Annotated in this window: 17 protein-coding genes and 1 pseudogene; 6 read left to right on the plus strand and 12 right to left on the minus strand. The window is 58.0% G+C overall.

Annotation, left to right across the window (positions count from 1 at the left end; genetic code table 11):
• Positions 1-8 precede the first annotated feature (8 nt).
• The 5 genes from N8E89_RS16195 to N8E89_RS16215 form a co-directional block, all read right to left on the minus strand.
• On the minus strand, positions 9-740 hold the full coding sequence (locus N8E89_RS16195) for an autotransporter outer membrane beta-barrel domain-containing protein (RefSeq protein ID WP_315975692.1): 732 nt from the start codon (positions 738-740) through the stop codon (positions 9-11).
• Positions 721-2802: an autotransporter outer membrane beta-barrel domain-containing protein gene (locus N8E89_RS16200; protein WP_262260503.1), complete on the minus strand. Its 2082-nt coding sequence runs from the start codon at positions 2800-2802 to the stop codon at positions 721-723. Before N8E89_RS16200 ends, N8E89_RS16195 begins: the two co-directional genes overlap by 20 nt.
• A 304-nt stretch (positions 2803-3106) precedes the next feature.
• Positions 3107-3433, minus strand: coding sequence for a response regulator transcription factor (locus tag N8E89_RS16205; RefSeq protein WP_106667637.1), 327 nt, complete (start codon positions 3431-3433; stop codon positions 3107-3109).
• A gap of 151 nt (positions 3434-3584) precedes the next feature.
• Positions 3585-4229: a response regulator transcription factor gene (locus N8E89_RS16210; protein WP_106667627.1), complete on the minus strand. Its 645-nt coding sequence runs from the start codon at positions 4227-4229 to the stop codon at positions 3585-3587.
• Positions 4226-6025, minus strand: coding sequence for a sensor histidine kinase (locus N8E89_RS16215; RefSeq protein WP_262260504.1), 1800 nt, complete (start codon positions 6023-6025; stop codon positions 4226-4228). The genes N8E89_RS16210 and N8E89_RS16215 overlap by 4 nt, the downstream gene beginning before the upstream one ends.
• Positions 6026-6501: 476 nt before the next feature.
• Between N8E89_RS16215 and N8E89_RS16220 the strand changes: the two genes are divergently transcribed.
• Positions 6502-7260 carry a hypothetical protein gene (locus tag N8E89_RS16220; protein WP_106667624.1) on the plus strand — a complete coding sequence of 253 codons (759 nt, stop codon included), beginning with the start codon at positions 6502-6504 and terminating at the stop codon, positions 7258-7260.
• Positions 7261-7379: 119 nt separating this feature from the next.
• Here N8E89_RS16220 and N8E89_RS16225 read toward each other — a convergent pair whose 3' ends face one another.
• The gene (locus N8E89_RS16225) at positions 7380-8168 is read right to left on the minus strand and encodes a DUF481 domain-containing protein (protein WP_106667636.1); all 789 of its coding nucleotides are present in this window, start codon (positions 8166-8168) and stop codon (positions 7380-7382) included.
• Between the two features lie 876 nt (positions 8169-9044).
• Here N8E89_RS16225 and N8E89_RS16230 point away from each other — a divergent pair.
• The 3 genes and pseudogenes from N8E89_RS16230 to N8E89_RS16240 all read left to right on the plus strand — a co-directional run bounded on the left by N8E89_RS16230 (position 9045) and on the right by N8E89_RS16240 (position 14149).
• Positions 9045-10716 (plus strand): annotated as a pseudogene (locus N8E89_RS16230) (arylsulfatase).
• A 92-nt stretch (positions 10717-10808) separates the two neighbouring features.
• Positions 10809-11816 carry an HAD family hydrolase gene (locus N8E89_RS16235; RefSeq protein WP_106667621.1) on the plus strand — a complete coding sequence of 336 codons (1008 nt, stop codon included), beginning with the start codon at positions 10809-10811 and terminating at the stop codon, positions 11814-11816.
• 44 nt (positions 11817-11860) lie between these two features.
• The gene (locus N8E89_RS16240) at positions 11861-14149 is read left to right on the plus strand and encodes a tetratricopeptide repeat protein (RefSeq protein ID WP_106667620.1); all 2289 of its coding nucleotides are present in this window, start codon (positions 11861-11863) and stop codon (positions 14147-14149) included.
• Positions 14150-14186: 37 nt separating this feature from the next.
• On the opposite strand, the gene N8E89_RS16245 is transcribed toward N8E89_RS16240, so the two are convergent.
• Positions 14187-14612, minus strand: coding sequence for a DUF2721 domain-containing protein (locus N8E89_RS16245; protein WP_106667619.1), 426 nt, complete (start codon positions 14610-14612; stop codon positions 14187-14189).
• Positions 14613-14938: 326 nt separating this feature from the next.
• Between N8E89_RS16245 and N8E89_RS16250 the strand changes: the two genes are divergently transcribed.
• Positions 14939-15589, plus strand: a complete 651-nt coding sequence (locus tag N8E89_RS16250; RefSeq protein ID WP_106667618.1) for a hypothetical protein — start codon at positions 14939-14941, stop codon at positions 15587-15589.
• A gap of 18 nt (positions 15590-15607) precedes the next feature.
• Here N8E89_RS16250 and N8E89_RS16255 read toward each other — a convergent pair whose 3' ends face one another.
• Entirely contained in the window at positions 15608-16423 is an 816-nt protein-coding gene (locus N8E89_RS16255; protein WP_262260508.1) for a transporter, read from the minus strand.
• Positions 16424-16814: 391 nt separating this feature from the next.
• On the opposite strand from N8E89_RS16255, the gene N8E89_RS16260 reads away from it, so the two are divergent.
• A complete protein-coding gene (locus N8E89_RS16260) occupies positions 16815-19079 on the plus strand; it encodes an arylsulfatase (RefSeq protein ID WP_262260509.1) in 2265 nt (754 codons plus the stop codon).
• A gap of 390 nt (positions 19080-19469) precedes the next feature.
• Here the strand turns inward: N8E89_RS16260 and kdpC are convergent, their stop codons facing one another.
• Genes kdpC through kdpA form a run of 4 tightly spaced genes read right to left on the minus strand, consistent with a single transcriptional unit; the run spans position 19470 to position 24039 of the window.
• Positions 19470-20039, minus strand: a complete 570-nt coding sequence (gene kdpC / locus N8E89_RS16265) for a potassium-transporting ATPase subunit KdpC (protein WP_106667616.1) — start codon at positions 20037-20039, stop codon at positions 19470-19472.
• 12 nt (positions 20040-20051) lie between these two features.
• Positions 20052-22154 carry a potassium-transporting ATPase subunit KdpB gene (kdpB, locus tag N8E89_RS16270; RefSeq protein WP_106667615.1) on the minus strand — a complete coding sequence of 701 codons (2103 nt, stop codon included), beginning with the start codon at positions 22152-22154 and terminating at the stop codon, positions 20052-20054.
• A complete protein-coding gene (locus tag N8E89_RS16275; protein ID WP_162707133.1) occupies positions 22151-22324 on the minus strand; it encodes a hypothetical protein in 174 nt (57 codons plus the stop codon). The genes kdpB and N8E89_RS16275 overlap by 4 nt, the downstream gene beginning before the upstream one ends.
• Positions 22325-22335: 11 nt before the next feature.
• The gene (kdpA, locus tag N8E89_RS16280) at positions 22336-24039 is read right to left on the minus strand and encodes a potassium-transporting ATPase subunit KdpA (RefSeq protein ID WP_262260510.1); all 1704 of its coding nucleotides are present in this window, start codon (positions 24037-24039) and stop codon (positions 22336-22338) included.
• Positions 24040-24061 lie beyond the last annotated feature (22 nt).

The raw sequence follows: 24061 nt of genomic DNA on the forward strand, positions 1-24061 counted from the left end.
GGGTGGCGTTAAAACTTCACCCTGAACCCCGCTGTCCCATTGAGACTATAGCTTTCGGCGAAGTGAGACAGGCTGGTGTTGACGGAGACCTCACTGTAGAGCGAGTAACTGTCGTTATTCCAATTGTAGCTGCCGCCTGCCCCGATGCCGCCCCAGGTGCGGTCATTGGCGGTGGCAAAGTTCACGCCTGAGACGTCGGTCTCATTGCCATCCAGGAACTCATAATAGAGGTTGGCGATGCCATAGAGATTGGTGCGGGTGAGCTTTCCGGCTCTGTCCTCCCAGGCATTTTGATAATCGGCGGAAACGCCGATCCGGCCCTTGAGGCTGTCGCCGCTGCCAAACGACACGTCGGTGCCGAACGGATCGGTAAAGTCGTCGATATCGACATTGGAATAGGCCAGCTGCGCCTGCGGCGTCATGGTCCAGTTCTGGTTGAGATTGAACCGTTTTCCGGTTTCAAGGCCGAAGGCGTAGCCAAAGCCGTCATTGCCGTCGGCGAGACTGCTCCCAAGCGTGGTGGAGGTGAGATCGCTATCATACCATGTCGCCTGCGCCTGTCCGTCGAGGTAAAAGCCGTTCTGGCCATACCAGGTCAGCGTGCCGCCGAGACCATATCCATCGGTGTCGATCGAGCCATCACCGAAGAACGAGGCTATGTCGGCGGAGGCATGGCCGTAATGGGCGGTGAGACCGCCGATGAGCTTACCGGCATCGCTTTCATGGAACTGGCCATCGATCCCTCTCTACCTCCCATGTATCGGCATCATAGTCAGACAGCGTAGTTGAAGTCCTGGGCTCGAACTTGCCATGCGCACCTTCAATCCGGCCCCAGATACCACGGGAATCGATCGCGATATCGCCACCTTCCGAGGGGAGCGGTGCGGCTTCGACCATGCCCGAGCCATCGCCTTGCGCCAGCGCACCATTGCCTGCCCCGGCCCAATAGCGATTGCCTCCGCGCTGCTGCAGGGTCGAGACACCGTTCAGGCTTTGCAGGACCTGACCATAGGCTTCGTAGATCGGCACGCCGGGTTGATAGATCGGGCCCTCAGGTCCACCAGGATTTCCAGGTACACCCGGTTCCCCAGGGTTTTCCGGCTCACCAGGTTCGGCCGGCGAAGTAAGTGCAGATCGCAGATACCAGTCTCCATCGCTGGGGGTGCTCACCCCGTTCTTATGCAGGGTATAGCCATAGGCACCGGCAATGACCGCCTGTTCGCCATTGATCACATAATCGCCGAGCAGCGAGAATGCGCCATTCGAGGCGCCGCCCACATCGACAATCTTGATCCCTTCGATCGTCTGCGCACCGGTACCACCGACATTGATTACCCGTACACCGGCGCTGCCGGAGGTGTCGCCGGTTACCACCAGACGGTCCGTCGGCGAGGCGTCGCCGCCGAGCGCAGTTTCGATCTCGAGCACACCGCCGCTTCCGATATAATTGCCGTTTATGGTCAATGTGCCGATGGAATTGCCAGGAGCAACGGTACCAGTGTTGGTCACATCGCCGAAGATCGTACCGATGCCGCCAAGCGTACCGGCACTGGCCACGGAAACCGGCGTCGCGATTGAGCCATTTATGGCCAAAGTGCCGGCAACAACGGACGTCAGGCCGCTATAGGTATAATTGCCGTTCAGGATCGTTTTGCCACTGCCATACTGCATGACCTCGCCGGTCCCGGTGATGACATTGTCGAAGGTGACCGTATCGGAGCGGAAGAAACCGAGCGTTCCGCCATTCAGGGTGATATCGCCGATGACACTGCCACTGGTGCCGCCATTGCCAACGGTCAGGAACCCGCTCTGGATATCCCAGTTCGTCGTGGCTGTACCTGTACCTGTGAGATACCAGTCGCTCGTACCGGTCTTCTGGTAGATATCGAAGTTCTGATATTGCGGGCCGATGGCCGACACGTCGAAGATGGCGTCATCGGTTCCGCCAAGGCGAAGGGTGTCGGTGGTTGCCGCTGCATTCGCAACGACATTGCCTTCAATCACCGATCCGGCCTGCAGTTCAAGGTTGATGATGCCTGTCGTCGCTCCCGGCGCCAGCCCGATCGCGTTCGCCTGGCCAGCACCTGCCCGGATTGTGCCGCTGTTGATGAGATTGAGACTTACGGTCGCCGTATTCGCTTGGATCGCATGAGCCCCCGCTCCGCCTTCAATCGTACCACTGTTGACGACCGGGTTTGCGCCGGTGCGAACCTGCAAGCCTTGCCCGCCGCCGAGGGCTCCTGTCCCGCCCCGAATCGTGCCCTTGTTGATCAAAGTGCCTGGTGCGCCCGGTCCGCCGAGTATGACGCCCGGTCCTCCAGATCCACCAAGGCTGCTTCCTCCTTCCACAAATCCGTTGTTGGTCACTGATGCCCCAAGCCGTATCTGCAGACCTTGCCCTCCGCCTCCCAAATCCGCGTTACCGCCTTTGAAGTTCCCCACCAGCGTAAACATGCCGCCGGCTCCACCAACCAGGTTCACCCCGCCGCCACTGCTTGCACCGGCACCGGCTTGGCCGGAAAGTGTGAAACCTTGAGTGTCAATGGTGATGGGCTTGGCGGGTGCGGTCAGACTTGTGGTTGTAACCGAAAAACTGCCGGTAAGCTGGATCGTTGCATTTGGATCGGCATCGGCGTTCGCCGCCGCAATGGCTCCATTGAGCTGTCCCGGGTCGCTGGCCGTATACGTCCCTGCCATGACTTCCGAGGGAATTCCGCAAACGAGGGCCAGTGCGGCACAACTCACGCCCGCGAGAAGATGCCTGTTTCTGACCCGGTTGGCAGTATAGAACCTATCGTTCATGCTATTTCCCAAGATTGTCTGAATAGCGAGTGTCGCTAGTTGGTCCAATCAATGGCGGGATTCGATTAACAGGCAAGTGACGCAACCAGATCAATTTAACGGTAGGGTTAAAATAACAACCATTGGTTGCATGTCGGCAACATGCAATTTTTACTGGTTAAATACTGTTTTTCATTGGTGGAACAAAACGGCAAAGTTAATACAAAAAATCAGGGATCGAGCGATGGCGCCAGGCTCTTGATCGTTTTCACGTGAACGTTTCTGCAGTGTCCGCCCTGCGCCGGCATAAGCCGGTATCCGCCGTTCAATCCGCCGCTGAAGCACTGTTGATGGCGTCGATTAGCAGGTTGGCCGGAAATGGCTTGCGCAGATAGGCAATGCAACCGGCCTGTGTCGCCTCCGCTTCCAGTGCGCCGTCTTCGAGAGCAGTGATGAAAATCACCGGAAGCTTGGACCCCGAAGCCCTCAATCGGCGCTGCAACTCGATCCCGGATATGCCGCCGAGATCAATATCGAGGACAAGGCAGTTGATTTCGGTCGCGGCAGAGTGACGAAGAAAGTCTTCGGCCGACGAATATTCCTCCGTCACGAAGCCATGGGCATTCAGCAAGCGCCGAACGCTCCTGCGCATGCTCGGATCGTCTTCCACGACAGCCACGATGCTTGGTGGGCGTTCCAACTTTGTGCCTCACTTCAGCCAGTGTTGAGAAAATGGTCAGCTCGATGGATGATAGAGCTGACTAAGGACCAACGATACTGTCCTAAAGGGAAGTGCGCAGGCTTCACTCATAAGGCGATGGGTTTGACGCAGGATCGAGGCGCCCCATTTTCTCCGCAATCAATACCGCCTCGGCAAGGGAGCGCACTCCAAGTTTTTCCATGACGCAGTGCCGATGTGCCTTGACCGTTCTTTCAGACGTTCCCAGAACGTAGGCGATTTGCTTGTTCAGCTTGCCGCGAACAATCAGATCGAAAACCTGCGCTTCGCGTGGAGTGAGGCTTCCCACCCGAACCTGAAGGCTATGAATCCGATCCTGTTCGACATGCCGTTTTTCATACTGGCACAGCGCTCGTTCGATCGCCGCCAATAAGGTCTTGCCAACAACCGGCTTCTCTAGAAAATCTTCTGCGCCCGCTTTCATCGCCATCACACTGGCTTTGATGTCGCCTTGGCCTGTGAGGTAGATGATCGGCAGCAACGGTGCTTTCTCCACGAGATGCTGTTGCAGTTCAAGCCCGCTCAGGCCAGGCAATTGAAGGTCGAGGAGGATACAACCAGGTTCGAAGTTCGGTAAGACCGCGAGAATTTTATCGCCGGACTCATAGAGCGCCACCCGAAAACCGGATGCCTCTACCAGCCGGCCCACTGCAGTTCGAAACGAGGCGTCGTCATCGACGATGTGAATAACTGGTCTCACCTGGCTTATCCGTTTCGAGCGAGAGGCAGGACGAAGCGGAAAACAGCGCCGCCTCCCGGACTATTGTCTGCCCATATTTTGCCCGCGTAGGTTTCGACGATCATCCGGGCGATGGGAAGGCCAAGCCCGGTGCCGGTCGGCTTGGTCGTGTAGAACGCGTCAAAGACTCCGACAAGCTTTTCGCTGGGGATGCCGCGGCCGGTATCCGAAATCGACAATTCGACCTTGGATTCCTTCGTCAGCCGGGTCTGGAACACCAGACGCCTTTCGGTCGACGCCACGTCGAGCATGGCATCCATCGCATTGGTGGCGAGATTGAGAATGACTTGCTGGATATGGACCTTGTCAGCGCGCACGCGTAGTTCCTCCGTCACGCCGAGGGAACTGACCACGATGCTTCGCTGCTCGGCTTCTGGCCGGAGAATTTGGATCGCACCGTTTATCACATCATTGAGGTCGAACTCCGTCCAATCGATCTCACTGCGCTTCTTGAGCAGCCCCCTTAGACGGGCAATGATATCGCCCGCACGCTGATCGTCATCTTTAATGTCGACGAGAATCTGCTTTATCAACTCGAGATCCGGCGTCACGCCCCGGAGCAAGAGCTCTGCCGCCTCAGCGTTGCTGCGGATCGCGCCGAGTGGCTGGTTGAGTTCATGTGCAATAGACGCCGTCAACGCGCCAGCCGTCGCGGACTGGTTGAGATGGATAAGCTCAAGGAGACGAACGCGTGATTCCAGTTCCGCGGCACGGCGGCGGCGGCGTTCGATAAGCAGGCCGGTAATGACGACGCCTTGCGCAGCAATGACAGCGAGTGTGGCGAGGACCGCCAGCCAGTGCTGTTCCCAGAGTGTTTTTTCCCGGAACCATTGGACAGTTCCGGAAGGCAGATCGCTCTCCGAAAGCCCCCAGCGCTTTAATTGTCTCGCATCGGCAATATAGGTTTGCGGAGCATCGACGTTGGCAATCGGCTTCCCGGCTACCGCATCGATGGCGAGGTCGGCAACGGCCAGCCCCAGCGACTCGAATGTCACCATGTTGCCGCCGACGATGCCGTAGTCGAGGTAGGTTGGATAAGGGCCGTAGAACGGGGCGCTGGCAGTTGCCGCTATCTGTTTGATGGCTTCGCGCGGTATGAAGTTGCGCCCGGTGCGATCTTTGAAAATGGTCAGGGCGAGGACGATGCTGTCGGGGGGAAGATGAGCGGCGCGATCGACGAACTCATCGATCGTCAAGTTCTCCAGATAGGTCGTTTCATAATTCTTGGCCCGGCCCGCAAGGTCGGAACGAGCCGTTGCGAGCCACGCACGATCGAAGTCCGCCGATCCCCCGATAATGAAAAGATGCCGCGCCTGGGGCTGAAGGCTGCGTGCCAACTCGAGCGTCTTCGTTACGTCATACTCGTTGAAGACACCGACGACATCACTGGGCAAGCGCATACTCTCGGCGGTCGATTTGCTGAAGCCGGTAACAAGGATTTGCGCTCCGGGAGCGATGATATTGCGGTTTGTGACGATGAAGCTTGCCGATTCCTCCCCGAGCGCAACCACCACGTCCGGGCGGCGATCGGCATATTTGCCAGTGAGAAAGCGGGCCATTTTCTCGATGTGGGTCTTTTCCGGAAATCTCGAAAGATCGAGAAACTCCGAGAAAATATCGATCTTGCCTGATGTCCTTTCCCGCAGCCGGTTTCGCACTGCTTCCCCGGCTTCAGTTGTTGCGGCTATTCTCTCATCGTAGGGATAAAGGATCAGAACGCGGGGAGCGCGGTCCACAATCTCCATCGAGGCGGCCGGTGCCGCCATGAGGAGCACGAGAAATACGCAACACAATACGCCCGGATTCTGGGCGAGATCGGCTCGATCGAACCTTCCAATTGCGCACCATGCCCATCGTACTTGCCCCCAACAAGCTGATCCATAGTAACAGATTGGCCGGGTAGTACTATCCGGGGAAGTATGGATGCCCATCCGGGAAATGCCCCCACTCTTTGGCAAGACGATTATCGCGATATATTGGGTTCCGGGGCTACCGATGGCGGTCCGATCGATGGCTGATGCATGCGTGTTGCCCCAAAGTACAATATCGCCTCGGCCCGCTCTTGCGTACGATGTTTGCGACCTGCGCACCATTTTCCAAGGCACGCGGTTCGAAATCTCGAAGAAGTTCTGGCTGAGCAGACGGGTCAAGGCGAACACGTTGGTCGCGACGTGTGCATGTCCTGTCCAGTGCTTTGTTAGAACCTACCAGCACATTCCGCTCTTACTTGGAGGTTACTGATATGAAAATCTTTCCCATCGTAGGCTTTATAGCCGTTGTCGGGAGTTTTTCGGGAGCAACACCTGGAGCATTTGCCCAAGATCCTGTCAAAAAGCCAAATGTGCCCTTGCGAAAAACCATTGGTACCGTCACACCGACTGGCCCGGTGCCGTCCCTCGCAGTCATTAATTCGTCTGGTGCCAAGCTTGATGGCGGTAAGCTTCTTCTCACCGGGGTCTCGGCGAATTCTGTCGTCTTTGCCGATCGCCCGGTACGGGCTGCCGGGCATGTCACCACCGAGCAGTTCATAATGCAGTGGGATGAGGGCAAGGATAACTTTGCCATTGATCCGCCAAACGCTACGGTTTCGGTGCTGGGCGGCGACGGATCAGACGTGAGTGAGGCCGTGGTCACCCTCAAATCTCCAAAGCTTGAAGGCAGTAACCTCACATTCGATGTTACGGTTCTCGAAGGAAGTCTCGATGGCGGGTCCGGGCCGGCCGCACTCTTTATCGATCATTTCGCCGGAGGCTTTGCGGCTGGCGGATTCCATGGCGGCGATGTCGGTGCAGGCGGGTTCCACGGCAGTTTCGCCCATGTCAATGATGTCAATGTTGCTCATGTCGGCGGGGCTTACTGGCACGCCCCCGTCTACCACGGGGCCTGGTATGGCAGCGGTGCGGTCGCAGCGGGAGTGGTGGCAGGTGCGGCCATTGGGGCGGCGGCCAATCCCTACTATTACCCGCAATGCGGATATTATCCGCTTCCACCTTGCTACTGAACTGATCGATTGATCTGAATCAGGATGGCCGATTGCGGCTGACCGTTGAAGGTCAGCCGCCGCTCTACCAGCCTTGCTGCCTGCTATCTCCCCCGCCAAGGATCGCTAAGCCGCAGCGGCTAAAAATGCATGACGACACCGAAGATCGGCCCCTGTTCAACAATGTCCATGACGAAGCCGTCGTTGCTGTAATCGACGCCAAGCGCCCGGTACCCGGCGACCGCGGATATCTTTTCGTTGAAACTGTAGCCAATACCACCGGCCACATCCCAGTCGACATCGGCCCCGCCGCCTCCGACAAGCCCCCATCCCGTAAAATAAACTTTGTCGGTGATTGAATATTTTGCCCGTATCCCGCCGAGACCGTCGACCCAGGTCGCGCTGTCTTCACGGCTCACACCATCGAGAATGCCGCCGCTGAACGAGATCTCCGTGCTCGCATGCCATACCCTCAGGCCTGCGACGAGATCGAGATTGCCCCGGTCATTCTGCAGTACCGAATAGCCAGCGCCGAGAAGCCCGGCAAAGGTTTCGGAGGTCACGTCGACATCGTCGGCAATGATGCCTCTCGGCGTACCGGAACCGCTAGAAATCTTCGAATACATGATATCGCCAAAGATGCTGTAGCGCTCGTACCGCGCCTCGCCTATCGCCATGGCTGCGAAATCGAGATCATTCAGGATATCGCCGAAATCCATGTCGGTATGCACTGTCGGAAGGCCAAACAGACCTGTATCTCCGGACATGCCTGCTGCCCAGAAATATGGGCTCACCGCGAACGTCCAGCCGTCCTGTTCGGTTTGCTTGAGTTCAGGTGCCATCGGCGACGCGATGTCGGCTGCGCGCACGGGACCTGCGGCCAGAAGACCAGCAGCCACCATTGATATCAAAGAAACGGAATACTTCATGTTGTTCCCCTCAACATAGCTGCGGCTGTCTGCAACAAAGTCATTGCACGCCAACCAGATTCGCTCCCGTAGGCACGGTACCACCCTTCCGGCGCGGCCGCCACCGGCCTTGGGGCACGGCAGCGCATGGTGGTGATCGCAATTCCGTAGCGTTCTTCTTATAGCTCGCTTCTAACTGGAATTTTGCCCACAATATCGGGCCTCTGCAGTTCCAATTGTTTGATAGCGGCCTTTGGCCGTAACGGTAGTCGCGCAAATTGTTGTCTTCGGGTTCCACCAGAAAATGGTCTGCCCCTGTTCCATACCAATTCTATATCCACGAGCCAGCATTTGGGATCTTCCTGTGCCCGCTGGCGCATTCACCAAATCGGCCACATCCATTGGCCCGCCGTTAGCGGCCGTTGCTGTTGCAACCATACTCGGCGGTACGGCGGACGCTGGAACCGCCCCCGTGCCATCGCCGCCTGTTTGACAACCGGCCAGCATCAGCGCCGAGAAAAATACTATGGGCATCATGAGACGCATTTAGATTCTCCCCCTCAGAGCATCGATACGATCGTAGAGGCGAAACACTGGTGCGGCAACCGGAACGTGCTGGAAATGAAGTATTTCGACGAAGCCCAAGCTCACAAAAAACAGTGTTGCCCGAAGGTACAATACCGCCGGCGGTCGCGGTTAAGTAGGATGCTGGCGATGGGTTCGCGACACTTGGGCTGGACGTCGCTCCAGCTTGAAGAGTGCGCGGAATTAAAAGAGCTCCAGTTGTTTCGATTGAATTCAAGGTGAACACGCGGCAGCGGCATCCATTGAATTGTCGTTGCCTGTCAGCACCCCTCATTGATCGACAAGCTGGAGGGTCAAACGGAGGAGAAGAAAATGCGTCGCAAGGTTCTAAACTATAGTATCAGTGCGTTTGCTGTTACGTCCGTTCTCTGGGGCGCACTTGCCCCCGCACAGGCCCAGGAAGCGCAAAGAAAGCCCAACATTCTGTTCATCGTATCCGATGACACCGGCTATGGCGATCTTGGTCCCTATGGTGGCGGTGAAGGGCGCGGGATGCCGACTCCCAGCATCGATAAGCTGGCAAGCGAAGGCATGACCTTCTTCTCGTTCTATGCTCAGCCGAGTTGCACCCCTGGCCGCGCCGCCATGCAGACCGGGCGCATTCCCAACCGCAGCGGTATGACCACAGTAGCCTTCCAGGGCCAGGGTGGTGGGCTTCCGGCAGCGGAATGGACCCTCGCCTCAGTGCTGAAACGAGGCGGGTACCAGACCTATTTTACCGGCAAATGGCATCTCGGTGAGGCGGATTATTCGCTGCCCAATGCGCAGGGCTACGACGAAATGAAATATGCTGGTCTGTATCATCTCAACGCCTACACCTATGCTGATCCGACGTGGTTCCCCGACATGGACCCGGCACTCCGCGCAATGTTTCAGAAAGTGACGAAAGGCGCACTGTCCGGCAAGGCCGGAGGCCCGGTGACAGAGGAATTCAAGGTCAACGGCCAATATGTCGATACTCCCACGATTGACGGCAAGGAAGGTATCGTCGGCATCCCGTTCTTCGACAACTACGTCGAGAAAGCCGCAATTGAATTCCTTGATACGGCCTCCCAGAAGCCGGACGTGCCCTTCTTTATCAACGTTAACTTCATGAAGGTGCACCAGCCGAACATGCCGGCACCGGAATTCGAGCACAAGTCAATGTCGAAAAGCAAATATGCAGATTCGGTTGTCGAACTCGACACCCATATCGGACGCATATTGGACAAGCTGCGCGAAACCGGCATGGACAAGAACACGCTTGTTTTCTACACCACCGACAATGGCGCGTGGCAGGACGTCTATCCCGATGCCGGATACACGCCCTTCCGCGGCAGCAAGGGCACTTTGCGCGAGGGTGGTAACCGCGTTCCCGCGATTGCGGTATGGCCCGGCAAGGTCAAGCCCAACACGAAGAATCATGACGTCGTCGGCGGCCTCGATCTGATGGCCACATTCGCCTCTGTTGCCGGCGTTCCGCTTCCCGACAAGGACCGCGAAGACAAGCCCATTATCTTCGACAGCTATGACATGTCGCCGGTCTTGCTTGGTACCGGCAAATCCGAGCGCAAATCCTGGTTCTATTTCACCGAGAACGAGCTTTCACCCGGTGCTATTCGCGTCAACAACTACAAGTTCGCGTTCAATATTCGCGGCGATGACGGGGCCCCGACCGGTGGCTTGGCGGTTGACTCAGAATCTCGGCTGGAAAGGCGCGGAAAAATATGTCGCCACGGTGCCCCAGGTGTTCGATTTATGGCAGGATCCCCAGGAACGTTACGACATTTTCATGAACAACTTCACGGAGCGGACCTGGATGGGCGTGGTCATGGGTGAGGAGTTGAAGAAGATCATGGCCACTTACGTCGAGTATCCCCCGCGTAAGATGCAGAGTGTCGGGTACACAGGACCGATCACGCTCTCGAACTATGAGCGGTTCCAGTGGGTGCGGGACTCGCTCGCGAAGGAAGGTGTCAGCATTCCGTTACCAACGGGCAATTGACATTCAATTGGACCCCCGGCCTGAACCGGGGGTCCTCTCGTTCGCACCGCCGGCGCGTCTGGGACGCGCAGCTCGCATTGGAGGAAGCCCTTATGTACGAGGCTCATGATCTTGCCAAAGTCGCCCGTGCTGGGGCGCTCTGTATCGCGGCCATCCTTCTTGTCGTTGTACCGGCATTGGCTCAAAATGACGCTCTCCCCTCGTGGAACGACACGGCACCAAAGGCGGCCATCATCGAGTTTGTCAAAAAGGTGACCACCGAAAATTCGCCCGACTTCGTCCCGGAGCCGGAACGCATCGCCGTCTTTGACAATGACGGCACCCTGTGGGTCGAACATCCGATGTACACCCAGCTCGCCTTCGCCCTCGACCGGGTGAAAACTGAAGCCGCATCGCATCCGGAGTGGAAGGACACGCAACCGTTCAAGGCGGCGCTTGAGGGTGATATGAAGACCCTCGCAGCCGCCGGCGAAAAAGGCCTCGTGGAGCTCATCATGGCGACGCATGCCGGGATGACCACCGGAGAGTTCCAGAAGATCGTAACGGACTGGATTGCAACCGCGCGTGACCCGCGGTTCAAGAAACCCTACACCGAGCTGGTCTATCAGCCGATGCTCGAACTGCTCACCTATCTGCGTGCCAATGGCTTCAAGACGTTCATCGTATCGGGCGGCGGCATCGAGATGATGCGGCCCTGGAGCGAAAAGGTCTATGGCATCCCGCCCGAGCAGGTCGTCGGCTCGTCGATCAAGACGCAGTTCGAGATGAAGGACGGCGCACCGACACTGTTTCGCCTGCCGCAGATAAATTTCATAGATGACAAGGCCGGCAAGCCCGTGGGGATCAACGAGCACATTGGCCGTCGTCCAATTGCCGCGTTCGGAAATTCCGATGGCGACCTGGAAATGCTGCAGTGGACAACATTGGGCGGAACGCCCGGTTTTGGCATGCTCATTCATCACACCGATGCGGAGCGCGAATATGCCTATGATCGGAACACCGAGTTCGGCCGCCTCGACACGGCGCTTGATGCCGCTTCCGTGAATCAGTGGACGATTGTGGACATGAAGGCAGATTGGAAGCAAATCTTTCGCGATTGAACCATTGTTACCTACGTTTCCGCGCCAAGGAGCAACTCGACGCAATGGGCAGTGTTCACGTTCGCTCAACGGCAATTTATCAGGCAGCCCTTGGCCTTTGCTGCCTGCTTGCGCTCACCGGGCAGGCTGTCGGCGCAGAGAGCGCCGCCACTGCTGTGGTCGATCCATTGATCTCGATGCACGAGGGGTTCGTGGACGAGAAGAAATGTGCCTCCTGCCACACCGATGAGGCGGAGGCCTTTGCCAAATCACATCACGCCAAAGCAATGGCCCTCGCCGGCGACACAACCGTGCGGGCTGATTTCAACGACGTCCAGTTCGATCACGATGGCATCGTGACAAGCTTCTTTCGCCGGGACGGTCGCTCGTTCGTCCGGACTGAAGGACCTGACGGCAAGCAAGCGGAGTTCGAGGTCAAATACACCTTTGCCTACGAGCCGCTGCAGCAGTACCTTATCGATCTCGGTGGCGGGCGATTGCAGGCTCTCGACATCGCCTGGGACACCAACAAGCAGGAATGGTTTTGGCTTGGCGAAGGCAAACCCGCTAGACCAGGGTCCACATATCACTGGACGGGCCCATTCTACCGCTGGAACCGCACCTGCATCGATTGCCATTCGACCGATCCTCAGACCAACTATCAGCCGCAGGCGAATGAATACAGATCAACCTATGTCGCGACCAGCATCGGCTGCCAATCCTGTCACGGCGGCGGGGCAAAACATGTCGAATGGGCCGAGACGAAATCGCAAGCAGTCCTGACGACGATCGGACCGACCCTGGGTCTGTCAGAGATCGATGCGAGCACTTGCTTTGGCTGTCATTCGCGACGGACCAAGGTTCTGGACGGCTATCAACCCGGACAACGCTTTCTCGATCATTTCTCCCCGGCGCTGCTTCGTTCGGACCTCTACTTTCCTGACGGACAGATCCTCGACGAGGTATTCGAATACGGCTCCTTCCAGCAAAGCAAGATGGCCAAAGCAGGCGTCACATGCCTCGATTGTCACCGGCCGCATGAGGCAACACTAAAGGCAGAGGGCAATGCTCTGTGCACGCAATGCCATACAGCAAACGCTCCGGAGCGCTTTGTGAAATTCAATCCAGGCGGCGACTTCGACACACCGGCCCACACCCATCACCCGATGGGCTCGTCCGGAGCGCAGTGCGCCAACTGCCATATGCCCCAGCGCACCTATATGAAGGTCGACCCGCGTCGCGATCATTCCTTCGTGACCCCGCGTCCCGACCTTTCCGAAATGTACGGCACGCCGAATGGCTGCACCACGTGCCATGCTGGTAAAACCAGTGCCTGGGCCGCCGAAACCATGGATAAGTGGTACGGCACGGCCTGGCGTGAACGTTCGACCATAGCGCACGCTTTCGCAGGCGCGGCGCAGAATGATCCGGCCTCAATCAGCGCACTGCGCAAGCTTGTCGCGGACAGTGATCAGGCAGGCATCGTCAAGGGCAGCGCGATTACCGCGATGAGCCGGGTCGGTGGAGCAGATGTTGCGGCAGACGTCGAGGCGGCAGCGGGACATTCCGATCCGCTTGTCCGGCTCGGAGCCGCGGAAGCGGCGGGCAATTTGCCATTGGAGAGCAGGCTAAAAGCAATAGGGAAGCTGCTCGGCGATGATACACGCGCCGTTCGGGTGGCGGCCGTCACGGCACTTGGCCGCATACCATCGCTGGACTTCCTCGGCAATGAACGCCGCACTTTCGAGGCCGCTATCGAAGATCTGCGGGCATATGTCCAGGCCAACGCCGATGTCGCCGAGGTCCAGAACAATTATGGATCCTTCCTGCTCGACCAGCAACGCTTGAACGAGGCAGAGAAAGTGTTCCGCCAGGCGCTCGTGCTCGATCCGGCGTTTTCGGGCGCGCGCATTAATCTTGCCGAGCTCTACCGCGCCTCCGGCCAGAACGAAAAATCCGAACGGTCCTACGCCGAGGCAATCGCGATTTCGCCCGAACAGGCCGACCTCCGCTACGGCCACGCATTGTCGCTCGTCCGCATAAAGGCGTTGCCGGACGCAATTGCGGAATTCGAGATGGCGGTAAGTCTTGATCCAGACAATTCCCGGTATAGGACGACGCTCGCCATTGCATTGGATTCGGCCGGCCGGACTGCGGACGCGTTGGCGATAATTGACAAAGCTGGGAGGGAAACGGACGCTAACATGCTCGGCGTTGCGATCCAATTTGGCCTAAAACTTCGGCGCTTTCCAGAAACACTCAAACATGCCGAGGCGCTAGCCCGCTTGCAGCCGAACAATCCGCAGATCGCAGACCTTGTAAGACAGTTGCGGGCGGTGGTTGGGAAAAATTGAAGCGGCAATGAGCAGCGTTCTCCCATTGGGATCAACATCAATGGTGATGATCGTGCTCGCTCAGAGAGATCTTTATATCCTGCAGGAACCGGAATAGAGAACCGACCAGCAGGCATAGGGAGACGATGAACAACACACCTGCGCCCAATTCATGGCGATATCCGAGGAGAGCCACGACAAACCCAAACAGCAGGAGGACGACGATCCCGATCGCGCCCGTGACCGCCAGTTGAAGCGACTGATTCAACAATGTCTCACGGCGCTTCAACCGGGCGATATCCGACTTTAGCCACGTGCGAGCAGGATCATCATCGGCAATCTGATTGATGGACCGGATTCGGTCTGTCACCCCTGCCATCCGGTTGATCAGGATCGACACCAGAGCTGCGATGGAGGCCAGCAGAAACGCTGGAGCCACCGCATGAGCGATCATTGTGGAAAGTTGATCGACGTTGACAGACATATTCTTTTGCTGCCGCTAGCTTGATCTTGTCGAGATTGAACATGTCACCGATTGGACTTTTCGGCAAACATGGGCCTTGGCATCGCCTCGCGACCGCTGCATTAAGCGCAATTGCCTTGTGACATCGAAGTGCCGGGGATAGTCTGCCGGTGCACCTTCCAGGCAACATGCAGGTTTCTCGTCGGATATCAGGTTGGGAGCGGCTGGGCAGCGAGAGCAACTATGGAACCAAAGATCACATATGGACCCGGTCTTGCCCATTGCACGGACTTCCGATCCGGCCGCCGCAAGACGGAATCAATCGACGCTGAACTGTTGCAACGCCCATGAGCGAGCACCCTGTCCGCGACGAACCACGATGGGCTCCTGCGCTGGCGATACTGGCCGTGCTCGGTCTTTTGGCAGTGCTGCCCCACCATGTGCGTCTGATGCCAGCGTGGGTTTCCTACATCGTCGCGCTTGTGGTTATTGTGCCCATGATTGTGGTCACACTAACTGCAAGCAGTTTATGGACACGCATTGAGCAGACCGTGATCATGCTCCTTGGTGCGGCCTATATCGCCAACACGGCGGCAGAATTGGCAGACATGATCGGGATCATCACGCTTCATCCACCGGAAACCCGCGCTGTCTCGCTGCTCTCCTCATCGCTTGCGATTTGGGTCACCAATGTTTTGACGTTCTCATTGCTTTACTGGCAAATCGATCGCGGCGGGCCATTCTCCCGGGCGCGTGGAACCACAATAAAGCCGGATTGGCTCTTTCCGCAGGCGGCGGCACCCGAGGTCACATTACCCGACTGGCAGCCATTGTTCCTCGATTACCTGTTTCTCGGATACAACACGGCGACGGCATTCAGTCCCACCGACGTCCTTCCGCTCACGAGACGCGCGAAGATGCTGATGATGCTGGAGAGCACGATCTCGCTGTTGACGCTCGTCATCGTTGCCGCCCGCGCGGTCAACGTTCTCCCGTAGCTGTGCGGGCTTTCGGCGTCACTTCGGGAAGAGAAAGGTTATGCCGGCCCTCGCGCCGAAGCCATCGGGTCCGCTGTCCGGACTTTCAGCCCAATAGCGCAATCCGGCGAACAGACTGATCGGCTGCTTGTCGATCTTCACAAGCTTCGCCACCGTGAAATTGACTGGCACCGACCATTGTTCGGCCTCCCAGTCATAGGTCGACTCGGTATTCAGCGTGAAGGTCCAGGCATCCTTGGTAGTGTAGGAGATGAAGGGTTGCAGGAACGTCGCGTTGACATCATTGCGGTCGTCATCACCGGCAAACGACCAGATGTGGTTGGCCAGCCCGCCGAAGGTCCAGGGTCCTTCCTGCTTCAGGACGACCGCTGTGGGCCCTGCGCCCCATTTTTCGCCACTGAGCAGATCGTCCGTTCCAGTCGGCAGGAGGAACACCGGACCGGCACCCCAGATGATGCCACCAGCTGTCGGCTTCTTGGGCGAGAAAAAAAGGCTTTGGGTTGTATCGCCAAGGCCGAACTGGTCGCCGGACGGTCCGGCGACGTCGTTCTGCCAGGCAACTGGAACAATGGTTCGCGAGATGAGGTTCCAATCCTCGTTCAGCGTGAACGGAATGACGGGCTGGATGTTGACGTAGAATTTCTCTCCGTCGTTGGGGCCGTAGCCGCTGTCGTAGTTTCCCTGGAATGGCACGCTGATTAGTGATGCGATGGGATTTGAAAGTTTTTTGGCCAAGTCTTCACTTGATTCCTGCGCTGAAGCGCCGGAATTGACGAGCTGCAGCACAGTGATTGCAACGATCGGGATTGAATACCAGCTTTTGACAATATCCATGTGAGTTTCCCCCGACGCATCGTAACATTGTTGGCTGAAAAGGGAAGAACAGCGTGACAGCTGCATTTGGACCCTTGCTCCATGGCATTCTGCCACTCGAAAGCTGGCTGTTGCATTGAACAGTTGAGCCTCAACCGCCGAATGGCGGGCCACATACCTTGGAGGAAGGTGCGGGCACCAGCGATTGCGTTACCGTAACGTACTTGTGCCTGTTGCCCATGGTGACAAGTTTATAGCTGAACGAACGGGAGGCTACGACGATGCTGAGAATCGGCACATTGTTTCTTGCGACATTGAGTTTGACGGCGGTTTCGTACCATCGTGCTGATGCGAGCAAGCCACGGGTGAGCCTGGTTCGCCGAGCGCAACAACGACGATCGATGGAAAATACTTGCCCAATCAGCCTCCGGCGTTCGGCGGGCAAATCGGTCTCGATGCCAAGAGCTCCAAACCCTACTGGCCGCCCCAAATCGTGCCGCCCAAGGGTGCACCCAACGTCCTGCTGATCATGACCGACGATGCGGGTTACGGCGTAGCCGGAACATTTGGCGGTGTCATCCCGACGCCGGCTTTGGACCGGGTAGCAAATGCGGGTCTGCGTTACACCCAGTTTCATTCCACCGCGCTCTGTTCGCCGACACGGGCCGCATTGATCACCGGCCGCAATCACCATTCCTCCGGTTTTGGTGTTATTTCAGAGCAGGCGACCGGGTATCCTGGCTATGATTCCATCCTCGGCGTGAACAACGCCACGATCGGCGAAATCCTGAAGCAAAACGGCTACGCGACCTCGTGGTTCGGCAAGAACCACAACACGCCTGCCTTTCAATACAGTGCTGCGGGGCCGTTCGATCAGTGGCCAACCGGGATGGGTTTTGATTATTTCTATGGCTTCATGGGTGGTGACACCAGCCAGTGGCAGCCATACCTGTTCCAGAACACAACACAGATTTTTCCATGGGTTGGCAAGCCCGGCTACAATCTCATCACTGACGAAGCCGACAACGCCATCGACCATATCAAGCAGCTGAATGCCGCAGCGCCTGACAAGCCGTTTTTTGTCTATTACGTGCCCGGTGCCACGCACGCACCTCACCATCCGACCCAGGAGTGGATCGACAAGTTCAAGGGCAAGTTCGATATGGGCTGGAACGAAATGCGTGAGCAGATTTTGGTCAACCAGAAGAACCTCGGCGTGGTTCCGGCGAACACGCATTTGACGCCTTGGCCAGATGATCTGCCGAAATGGGATACGCTTGACGCCGACAGCAAGAAACTCTTCGCACATCAGGCGGAGGTGTTTGCTGCCTATGTCGCCTATTCCGACAACGAGATCGGGCGGGTGATCCAGGCCGTGGAGGACGTCGGCAAGCTCGACAACACACTCATCATCTACATTGAGGGCGACAATGGCACCAGCGCAGAGGGAAGTGCACTCGGTACGCCCAGTGAAGTGATCACAATCCAGGGCATCGACATTCCCGTCAAAGACCAGCTGAAGTTTTATGACGTCTGGGGTTCAGACGAGACCTATCCGCATATGTCTGTGGCATGGTCATGGGCCTTCGACACGCCGTTCAAATGGACAAAGCAGGTCGCCTCGCATTTCGGCGGTACGCGGCAGGGCATGGCGATGGCCTGGCCGGCACGGATCAAGGACGCGGGCGGCATCCGTAGCCAGTTCCACCACGTGATCGATATCGTTCCCACGATTCTCGAGGCGACCGGGATACCCGCGCCGGTGATGGTCAATGGCGTGGCGCAGAAACCGATCGAAGGCGTCAGCATGACCTACAGTTGGGACAAGGCGAACGCCAATGTTCCGTCGGCACGGAAGACGCAGTATTTCGAGATGTTCGGCAACCGCGCGATCTACAACGACGGCTGGGTCGCTGCCACGACACCGCCCGCCCCACCTTGGCTGATGGGCAAAAGCAAGATGCCCGATGTCGTTGATGGCTACAATTGGGAACTGTACAACCTCACGGAGGATTTCTCGCAGTACAACGATCTGGCTGCAAAAATGCCGGACAAGCTACGTGAGATGCAGGAAATGTTTCTGATGGAGGCGGCGAAGTACAACGTGTTCCCGCTGGATAACTCGATCCTCGAGCGCATCCTCACATCACGACCGAGTGCGACCGCAGGGCGCAACGAATTCACATACTCAGGCGTTTTGTCCGGCCTTCCAACCAGCGATGCTCCGAGCATCCTGAACAAGTCCTACTCGATCACTGCGGACGTCACCATACCGGAGGGCGGCGGCGACGGCATGCTCGTCACCACTGGCGGCCGCTTTGGCGGATACGGGCTTTATCTGCTCAAGGGCAAGCCCGTTTTTCTCTACAATTTGGTAGATATGGAGCGCTTCCGCTGGGAGGGGCCTGAGGTGCTGACGCCAGGAAAGCATACGATCGTCTTCACTTTCCAGGCTGATGGCCCAGGCTTCGGCAAGGGTGGTGCAGGCGTCCTTAAGGTGGATGGCACAGAGGTTGCTAGTCAGAAAATTCCGCACACGATCCCGATCATAATGCCATGGGATGAGACCTTCGACGTCGGGGTGGACACCCGCACGGGTGTGGAAGACAACGATTACCAGGTGCCGTTCCGTTTCACTGGCGAGATCGCAAAGCTGACGGTTAACCTGCAACCCTAGACATGGATGGCGCGTACAAGGGGCATTGGCATCAATGTCCCCAGGTCGATTTGTCCATGGCTGCAAGACTGGACGGACACTAGTTCCGCCATCCCTGGCCGTCAGGGCCTTCATCCCTTTGGGGTGATTGTCGGCACGGCGCATTTGTCAGATGATGCATTGGCAATCAACAATGACGGGGGAACAACCTCATGCGCCTGACAGCCTTTAACTGCCTGACCGTTTTCACCATCGGCCTCAGCCTCGGCATCACAATCGGCGTGTTTCACATTTAACCGCTTCGCCCAGCACCTGGACCAGCTTCCGAACCGGATGCATTTGTTGCATGCCGGCATGACTGCGGCCATGAACAGGAAGGCGCCGGCGCGCCTTCCCATCCGCACCATTCGACTATTGTGTGTTGAGATCATCAAGCGCCCGGTTCAGCGCCAGAACATTGACGACGGGCTCACCCATAAAACCAAGCTCGCGCCCTTTGACATTCTGATCGACCAGTTCGCGAACGCGCGTCTCGTCAATACCACGAGCTCTGGCGACCCTTGGTACCTGAAAATAAGCCGATTCCGGCGAAATATGCGGATCGAGACCGCTGCCTGACGTGGTGACAAGATCGATCGGTACGGCCGCATTCGGATTGGTTTCCTTCAATGCTGCCTCATCCGTCTTGATACGGTCGATCAGTTTCGGATTGGTGGGTCCGAGATTGGAACCGCTGGAGGCACCGGCATTGTACCCGTCGCCCGCAGCGGATGGTCTGCCATGGAAATAGTTGTCACTGGAAAATGCCTGGCCGATCAGTTCCGAACCGATGACGGTGCCGTTCTTCTCGATGAGACTGCCATTCGCCTGACGAGGGAACAGTAGCTGTGAGATACCGGTCATGCTTAAGGGATAGATCAGGCCTGTGATGACCGTAAGGGCGATTACCATGACAATCGCGGGTTTGAGTTGTTTCAACATTGGGATGATCCTTTATGCGAGCCCGAGGCTCGTGATGACCACATCGATGGCTTTGATGCCGATGAAGGGGACAATGACACCGCCGAGGCCATAAATCAGAAGGTTGCGGCCCAGGAGAGAACCGGCGCCGACCGGCCGGTATTTGACGCCCTTCAGCGACAGCGGGATGAGCGCGACGATGATCAGCGCGTTGAAGATGATCGCCGACAGGATGGCGCTTTGAGGCGTCTGCAATCCCATGATGTTCAGAGCGTCCAGCTGCGGGTAGAACGCCAGGAACATTGCCGGAATGATGGCAAAATACTTGGCGATATCATTGGCGATGGAGAAGGTCGTCAACGCCCCGCGGGTCATCAGCAACTGCTTGCCGATCCCGACGATCTCAATCAGCTTGGTCGGATCGCTGTCGAGATCCACCATGTTACCGGCCTCTCGCGCGGCCACGGTGCCTGTGTTCATCGCCACGCCGACGTCCGCCTGCGCCAATGCCGGGGCATCGTTGGTGCCGTCGCCGCACATGGCAACAAGTTTGCCTTTCGACTGTTCGTCGCGGATGAGCGACAGCTTGTTCTCCGGCGTTGCCTGGGCGAGGAAATCGTCGACGCCGGCTTCCGCGGCGATAGCTGCCGCCGTCAGCGGATTATCCCCCGTGATCATAACCGTCCGGATACCCATGCGGCGCAACTCGGCAAAACGCTCACGAATGCCGCCCTTCACGATGTCCTTGAGGTAAACCACCCCAAGCAGCCTGCCGTCACGCACGACCGCAAGCGGCGTACCGCCGGCCTTGGCGATTTCGTCGGCGATAGCCTGCAGATCGCGGACGGTCCCGGCGCTGGCGCCCCTTCCTATTGTCGCGACCGTCCCACCCGCTGCGGGCGCCGCTGCCATCGCCGTCTGATCGGCATAGGCAAGGACGGCATCAACAGCACCCTTGCGGATCGACGATCCGTCAATATCCACACCGCTCATGCGGCTTTGTGCGGTGAATGGTACGAAGTGGGCATGCAGGGTTTGCATGTCGCGGGCGCGAATGCCGTACTTTTCTTTCGCGAGCACGACGATCGAACGGCCCTCGGGTGTCTCGTCGGCCAGCGAGGCGAGCTGGGCGGCATCGGCCAGTTCCTCTTCGGTGACGCCTTGTACCGGGAGGAGTTCGGTGGCCTGGCGGTTGCCAAAGGTGATCGTACCGGTCTTGTCCAGAAGCAGCGTATCAACGTCGCCTGCCGCCTCAACCGCGCGTCCGGACATTGCCAGTACATTGAACTGGATGAGCCGGTCCATGCCGGCGATACCGATTGCCGACAGCAGCGCACCGATCGTTGTCGGGATCAGGGTCACGAACAGGGCGACCAGGACGACGACCGGAATAGCGCCGCCCGCATAGCTGGCAAAGCTCGGAATGGTTGCTGTTGCCAGGACGAAAATCAGCGTCATGCCTGCCAGGAGAATGTTCAGGGCGATCTCGTTCGGTGTCTTCTGACGCTGAGCGCCTTCGACAAGCGCAATCATCCTGTCGATGAATGTCGAGCCCGCTGCCGCCGTGATGCGGACACGCAGCCAGTCGGACAGGACCTGCGTACCGCCGGTGACGGCCGAGCGGTCACCTCCGGACTCGCGGATGACAGGAGCGGATTCACCAGTGATCGCCGATTCATTGACCGAAGCGACGCCCTCGATGACCTCGCCGTCGGACGGGATGATGTCACCGGCTTCCACGAGGACGACATCGCCGACCTTCAAACTGGTGCCGGGAACCAGCTTGAATTTGGCGGCGTCGTCGCCGGAGAGCAGCTTCGCCTGGGTTTCAGTGCGGGCCTTGCGCAGCGAATCCGCCTGTGCCTTGCCCCGCCCCTCGGCGACTGCCTCGGCAAAATTGGCAAAGAGCACCGTAAACCACAACCACAAGATGATCTGAAAGGAGAAGCCGAGGCTTTGGCCGCCTGTTGCCACCTCTTTGAGGAAAAGCACCGTGGTCAATGCGGAGACCACGGCAACGACGAACATCACCGGATTCCGGATGAGGCTGCGCGGGTTCAGCTTTTTGAAAGCGCCGCCGATGGCGGGCAGCAAGATCGATGAGTCCATCAGACTCGCGGATTTGGACTGGCTCATGAGAGACTCCAGTTGTGGATGTGAATGAAGGCGTATGCAGCGAGCCATACGAGCAGCATGATCATCGCCATGCCGAGAATGATGTCGGAAGCGCGCACGCGCCGGGTTGCGCCCCGCGCCAGATTTCCTGCGCGGGCCTGAATGTCGAATTGCAGATAGCCGTGACGCATGGTGCGCTCCGTCAGAATGTCTGCCCGAGCCCGGTGGCGAGATGCTCGACGATCGGTCCGACGGCCAGCGCCGGGAAGAAGGTGAGACCACCGACGATCAGGATCACACCGACGAGCAGGCCAACGAACAGCGGGCCGTGGGTGGGAAATGTGCCCGCGGATTCCGGAACAGTCTTTTTTGTCACAAGAGAACCGGCGATCGCCAAAGCCGGAATGATCACGAAAAACCGCCCCATCCACATGCCGGCGCCGAGCGTGATGTTGTACCAGGGCGTGTTCCCTGTCAGGCCACCGAATGCCGAACCGTTGTTTGCCGCGGCGGAGGTATAGGCATAAAGGATTTCCGAGAAGCCATGCGGACCCGCGTTGGCGATGGAAGCGACCGCGGAGGGCAGAACGGCCGCAACCGCGGTGAAGCCGAGCATTGCCAGCGGCAGGCATAGGACAGCCAGCATGGCCATCTTGACTTCCTTGGCCTCGATCTTCTTGCCGAGATATTCGGGCGTGCGGCCAACCATCAGGCCAGCCACGAAGACGGCGATGATGACGTAAAGCAGGATACCGTAGAGCCCCGCGCCAACGCCGCCGATAACCACTTCGCCAAGCATCATGTTGATGAGCGGAATCATGCCGCTGATCGCCATGAAGCTGTCATGCATCGCGTTGACAGCGCCGCAGGATGCGGCCGTCGTGATGACGGCGAACAGCGCTGACAAGGCGATGCCGAAGCGCGTCTCCTTGCCTTCCATGTTGCCGCCGTCGATGCCGAGTGCATGGATCAGCGGATTGCCGGCGGCCTCGCCCCAGTAACAGACGATCACACCGCCCAGGAACAGCAAGCCCATGGCGGCGAAAATGGCCCAGCCCTGACGCTGGCTGCCGACCATCCGGCCGAACACATTGGTCAATGCCGCGCCGATGACAAAGATCGACACCATCTGGATGAGGTTTGAGATCGCATCGGGATTTTCGAACGGATGCGCGGAATTGACGTTGAAGAAGCCGCCACCATTGGTACCGAGCATCTTGATGGCCAGCTGCGAGGCCACCGGGCCGACGGCGATGGTTTGCTTGGCGCCCTCTAGCGTCGTCGCGACGGCGTAGGTTCCCAGTGTCTGCGGCACGCCGAGATAGACGTATACAAGCGTCAAGACGACACAGATGGGCAGCAGTATATAAAGCGTGCTCCTCGTTAGATCGACCCAAAAATTGCCGATCGACTTGCCCGATGCGCGTGCAAATCCGCGGATCAGCGCAATTGCGATGGCAATTCCGGTCGCCGCAGAAACGAAGTTTTGCACGGTCAAGCCGGCCATCTGCACGAGATAGGACATCGTGCTCTCGCCGCCGTAGTTCTGCCAGTTCGTATTCGTCACGAAGCTGATGGCGGTGTTGAACGCGAGATTGGGTTCGGTCGCACCCATTCCCGCGGGATTAAGGGGAAGATCCCCCTGAAACCGCTGCAGGAAATAAAGAACGATGAAGCCGGCCAGACTGAAAAACAGCAGAGCCGCTGTATAGATGGTCCAATGCTGTTCTTCGCGTTCGCTTGTCCCGGCCAGGCGATACAGGCCCCGCTCCACGGGAACGAGAATGGGCGACAGAAACGTGCGATCGCCGTTGAATACCCGCGTCATGTAGCCACCGAGCGGCTTTACGAGCAAAATGATGATCCCGCAGAAAACCAGGATTTGTAACCAACCGTTGAGAGTCATGGGAAGAACTTTCCGTGCCTGG

The organism is Phyllobacterium sp. A18/5-2 (assembly GCF_025452215.1).
Classification (GTDB): Bacteria; Pseudomonadota; Alphaproteobacteria; order Rhizobiales; family Rhizobiaceae; genus Phyllobacterium; species Phyllobacterium sophorae.